This window comes from Mesobacillus sp., assembly GCF_049588175.1.
Lineage (GTDB): Bacteria > Bacillota > Bacilli > Bacillales > Cytobacillaceae > Mesobacillus.
The window spans coordinates 1-4,637 of sequence record NZ_JBAVFI010000486.1 but is presented as its reverse complement, the minus strand read 5'-3'; the positions used below and the strand labels follow the sequence as shown (position 1 = coordinate 4,637).

Annotated in this window: 7 protein-coding genes; 4 read left to right on the top strand and 3 right to left on the bottom strand. The window is 41.8% G+C overall.

Features of this window, described 5'->3' with window-relative positions; all coding sequences use genetic code 11:
* Positions 1-217: hypothetical protein (locus tag WB217_RS11875; RefSeq protein ID WP_423993433.1), on the top strand; the 217-nt coding region annotated here is incomplete at its 5' end.
* 160 nt (positions 218-377) lie between these two features.
* Here the strand turns inward: WB217_RS11875 and WB217_RS11870 are convergent.
* The 3 genes from WB217_RS11870 to WB217_RS11860 are packed head-to-tail and all read right to left on the bottom strand — an operon-like array spanning position 378 to position 2,975.
* Positions 378-1,262 carry a peptidyl-prolyl cis-trans isomerase gene (locus tag WB217_RS11870; protein WP_423993432.1) on the bottom strand — a complete coding sequence of 295 codons (885 nt, stop codon included), beginning with the start codon at positions 1,260-1,262 and terminating at the stop codon, positions 378-380.
* A 21-nt stretch (positions 1,263-1,283) separates the two neighbouring features.
* Complete coding sequence (gene hslO, locus WB217_RS11865) at positions 1,284-2,162, bottom strand: Hsp33 family molecular chaperone HslO (protein WP_423993431.1); 879 nt, start codon at positions 2,160-2,162, stop codon at positions 1,284-1,286.
* A 30-nt stretch (positions 2,163-2,192) separates the two neighbouring features.
* Positions 2,193-2,975: a type III pantothenate kinase gene (locus WB217_RS11860; RefSeq protein WP_335432612.1), complete on the bottom strand. Its 783-nt coding sequence runs from the start codon at positions 2,973-2,975 to the stop codon at positions 2,193-2,195.
* Positions 2,976-3,583: 608 nt separating this feature from the next.
* Here WB217_RS11860 and WB217_RS11855 point away from each other — a divergent pair.
* Genes WB217_RS11855 through WB217_RS11845 form a run of 3 tightly spaced genes read left to right on the top strand, consistent with a single transcriptional unit; the run spans position 3,584 to position 4,633 of the window.
* The gene (locus WB217_RS11855) at positions 3,584-4,198 is read left to right on the top strand and encodes a LysE/ArgO family amino acid transporter (protein WP_423993430.1); all 615 of its coding nucleotides are present in this window, start codon (positions 3,584-3,586) and stop codon (positions 4,196-4,198) included.
* A 12-nt stretch (positions 4,199-4,210) separates the two neighbouring features.
* A complete protein-coding gene (locus tag WB217_RS11850; protein WP_423993429.1) occupies positions 4,211-4,411 on the top strand; it encodes a metallophosphoesterase family protein in 201 nt (66 codons plus the stop codon).
* A 12-nt stretch (positions 4,412-4,423) separates the two neighbouring features.
* Positions 4,424-4,633, top strand: coding sequence for a hypothetical protein (locus tag WB217_RS11845; RefSeq protein WP_423993428.1), 210 nt, complete (start codon positions 4,424-4,426; stop codon positions 4,631-4,633).
* The last annotated feature ends 4 nt before the right edge of the window (positions 4,634-4,637 follow it).

Genomic DNA, 4,637 nt, shown 5'->3' with positions numbered 1-4,637 from the left:
TTCTTTGACTTCATTGGGCGGACCGAAACCGAAATGTGTAGCCGACTGCCCAGAAACGCAGAAACTGGAGACTCCGACAAAGAAGCGTTTTTTGCTTCTGCCGGCGGAGTCGAAGTTTCGGAGTTTCCAGGAGGCGAAACTAGACAATACGAAAAGCGGAGGCGACTGTTTAACTCCGACAAGCGCTGGAGGGCCTGACAGTGAAGTCGTTCTTTGACTTCATTGGCAGGACCGAAGCGTCTCGAGGAGTTAGGAGACGCAGCTAGACAAGCGACTCGAGGGGCTAGGCGCTGGAGCTGGACATTTCTCGAAGTGCATTTTTGTATTTGCTTATCTTCAAAAGAAAAGCACCGGTTCCAAAACCAGTGCCCTTCATCTTATTTCTTCTCGCTGTCACCATAAAACCAGCTGACTTCCGCTTCGTTCCAAAAAGCCCTTGCCGAGACTGGGATATCCATTTGTTCAAGTGCCATCTGCCTGCGGATTTGATTCTTCACTTCCTTGAAGCCGTATTTTTTCCCTTCAAGCTTTTCGTGAAGATAAATAATCGCGTAGCCGTTTTCAAGCTTCACAGGGCCTGTCCATTTTTCCGGTTTCAGCGTTTTGGCTGCTTCAACGACTTGAGGGTCAACTCGTTCATCCTCTTCATTGATAAACCCGATATCGCCGCCCTGGTTTGCGGAAAATTCATCGATGGATCGCTCCATTGCAAGCGCATCAAAGCTGGAGCCATCCTTTAATTCCTTCACCGCTGCATCTGCTTCTTTTTTCGTTTCCACTACGATTTGTGAAAGATGGTAGGATGCAGGAAGATCAAACAGGCTTTTATTTTGTTCATAGAATGCTTTCATATCGTCTTCAGATACTTTTACATCCTTTGTTAAAAGCTCTTCCAGCAAGAGACTGTATTTAATTTGCTGCTTCCATTTATCTTCGCTCTTTGGTTCATTTTCAGCTGATGAGTACATCGCTTTGTATATATTCAGTTCCCGCTCGATCGCCTTGTCAGAGACCTTAATTTTGTAATCATCAGCCATTTGCTGGACTACTTCCTGGTCAACAAGGTCCCTTAGCGTTTCTTCCCCATATCTTTCTTCTAGTTCAGTAAGCCACTCTTGCCTGGAAATCGTTTTATTGCCGATTTCCGCAACCGTCTCTTTATTCCCTTCCATGAAGGCAGGCTTGAACAGCAGAAGCACGAGAGTAATAACATTCAACATGGCTAACCCGGCAATGACATACCAAAGCTGCTTTTTCTCCACTTCTCTTCCCCCAGAACTAGCTTATTTTGCTTCTTTCTCCATCTCTTCCAATTCTTCTTTTGTAAATAGGTACTTTTCATTGCAGAAATGGCAGTGTGCTTCCGCCTGTCCGTCTGTTTCGATCATGTCTTTGAGTTCTTCAGATCCGAGGCTGATCAAGGCATTATGGAAACGCTCTTTAGAACAGTTGCACTCAAATGACACCGGCAATGTTTCAAGCACCTTAACATTTTCTTTTCCTAATAGTTCTTCTAGCAATTCTTCAGGGGACAACCCCTTATCAATCAATTTAGAAACTGGAGGAATTTCCTTTAATCTGTTTTCAATGTGCGTAATGGTCTCATCTTTTGTCCCAGGCATCAATTGAATGATAAACCCGCCAGCCGCTTTAATCGTATTGTCAGGATTAACTAGAACTCCGACGCCAACGGAAGAAGGTACTTGTTCAGATGTCACGAAATAATAAGTGAAATCCTCTCCTAACTCACCAGAAACCAAGGGCACCTGCCCAGTAAAATAATCACGCATACCAATATCTTTTACAACTGAGAGGGTACCGTCTGTGCCGACACCTCTTCTAACATCAAGCTTTCCATGCTCATTCAAATCAAAGTGGACATGTGGATTTGTTACATACCCTCTAACTTCTCCGCGTGCATTACTATCAACAAGGATCGGTCCCAGAGGTCCTCCACCCGCAATCTTAATCGTTAATTTATCATCACCCTTGAGCATTGCACCCATCATGAGACCCGCAGTCATCGTACGACCAAGTGCTGCTGAAGCCACAGGCCAAGTATAATGGCGGCGCTGTGCCTCCCCAACGGTCTCCGTGCTTTTCACTGCATATGCTCTAATTTGCCCGTCAAAAGCAAGAGCCTTTACTAAATAATCGCTCATTTTCCTACTCCCTTCATGCTGTATACTGATTTAAATGTTTTTTGAGTTTTCCATATTGCGTTTATAAATAAGCTGCAGTCCTTTTAATGTTAAAAATGGATCCACAATTTCAATTACATTTGATTCCTGGGCAATCAGGTTCGCCAGGCCGCCTGTAGCGACTACTTTAGGCGGGACTGCACTTTTGTCCTTCATCCGTTTAACTATTCCCTCTACCTGACCAACATATCCATAGAGAATGCCTGCTTGCATCGCCGAAACTGTGTTTTTGCCGATGACATCCTCAGGTCTGCTGATTTCAATTCGCGGCAGCTTTGCAGCTCTCGAATATAGCGCCTCTGTCGAAATGCCGATACCAGGAGCAATCGCACCGCCCATATATTGATTATGTTCATTGATGTAACAGTAAGTTGTCGCTGTGCCGAAATCAACAATAATCAGCGGGCTCCCATATTCATGGATGGCAGCAACCGCATTGACAATACGGTCTGCTCCCACTTCACGCGGGTTTTCATATTTTATGTCGAGACCTGTTTTAATGCCAGGGCCGACAACTAAAGGCTTGATATGGAAGTACTTTTGACACATTCTCTCAAGCGAGAACATGATTGGCGGAACAACTGAAGAAATGATTATTCCATCTATATCTGAAAAAGAAAGCTGAACATGGTCGAAAAGATTTTTAACGATCATGCCAAATTCATCTTCGGTTCTGTGGCGGTTCGTTTCTATTCTCCAATGGTGTTTTAACTCTTCCTGATCATATACACCTAACACGATATTTGTATTTCCGACGTCAAAAACAAAAATCAAGCTATTCACCAACTTATTAATAGTTTATCTGAATCCATACTGAAAATATCATAACATAATCAACAAAAAACCACTAAATAAAGTAAACTTCCACTGTTTTTTGGTATAAGTAAACTTACCCGTCGCTTTCTTCTCCTCGCGCTAGATTTACTCTGACGGTACTATAAATTTTCTGGTAGCAGCAAAGTTTGATAATGACCTCTATTAAGAAAAACCGGACAAAACCGCCCTGTCCTTTTTTGTCTGGCTTATGTAGGGGGCTGTTGATTTCCGCTCCAGCCGCTTGCTTTCCGCGGGGCTGGCGCTGAGCCTCCTCGTCGCTTTGCTCCTGCGGGGTCTCACCTGTCCAGCTGCGCCCGCAGGAGTCTACGCGCCTTCCACTACAATCAACAGGGTTTAAAAATCAATATTCAGCTTTAACAGAGCCAAAGATTTAATAGCTATTCATTTTATGTAAAACAATTTTGGCTAGAGGTTTCAATTTAATGTTTTTTCAAAAAGGTCTACATTGGTACATTAAAAACTCAAAGTTTTGAATCAGCTCATTTATTTGTTGTAAACCTGTCTGAAAGGATAATGAATTTACGGAAGGGTTAGTGGTTTTAAAAATGTTCACAGCAAGTATTCATGGTTTTATCTTAGCTTTCGGCTTAATTCTCCCATTAGGAGTTCAGAATGTATTTGTTTTTAATCAAGGTGCCATACAACCATCATACAAAAGAGCTTTGCCAGCCATTATTACAGCCTCTGTATGTGATACAGTCCTGATTACGCTCGCTGTCTTAGGTATTTCAGTCATTGCTTTAAAAATAAGCTGGTTTAATACACTTCTATTATCAGCTGGGGTTCTATTTTTATTTTACATGGGATATTTGACTTGGAACAGTAAACATAGTAAGGAATCCATAGCAGGGGAATCTTTTTCATCCAAAAAACAAATCGCCTTTGCCGCATCTGTTTCTTTACTCAATCCGCATGCGATCATGGATACCATTGGTGTGATAGGAACAAGTTCTATTGCATATTCTGATACTGACAAAATAGCCTTCACGATAGCTTGTATCATCACTTCTTGGATCTGGTTTCTGTCATTGGCGTTCTTAGGCAGACAAGCAAGCCGCTTAACCAATTCCACAGGTTTTCTTGAAATTCTAAACAAAATTTCTGCAGTCATTATGTGGGGTACATCTATATTCTTAGTATTACAACTTTTATATAAATGATGTTTGAAAGATATGAAGTTTGCAGTCATTACTGATATACATGGCAACGCGCCAGCATTAACTGCTGTATTAAATGAGATACACAGAATGAAAAAGATTGAACAGATCTATTGTCTGGGTTATTTGATTGGAATTGGACCAGATACAAACGAGCTGTTGGAGATCTTATATTCAAGGATCGATGTATCAATGATTACCGGTAATTCGTTTTAAATTTTAGGAGGGATGAAAAAATTGTCCAAACCAATCCATTTAACATCAATCCAAATTGTGCAGGTCGACGCTTCTAACAAAATTAAGAAAGCTGTTATAGATGGTTTTTCTGAACCTGTTATTTATGGTGTTCACGGTGGTGTGAAAGAGTTTTATAAAGTTGATCCGGAAATAGAATACCCTTCAACGCTAGACCATATTGTTGCAGCTGCGGGCGGCTGACTGG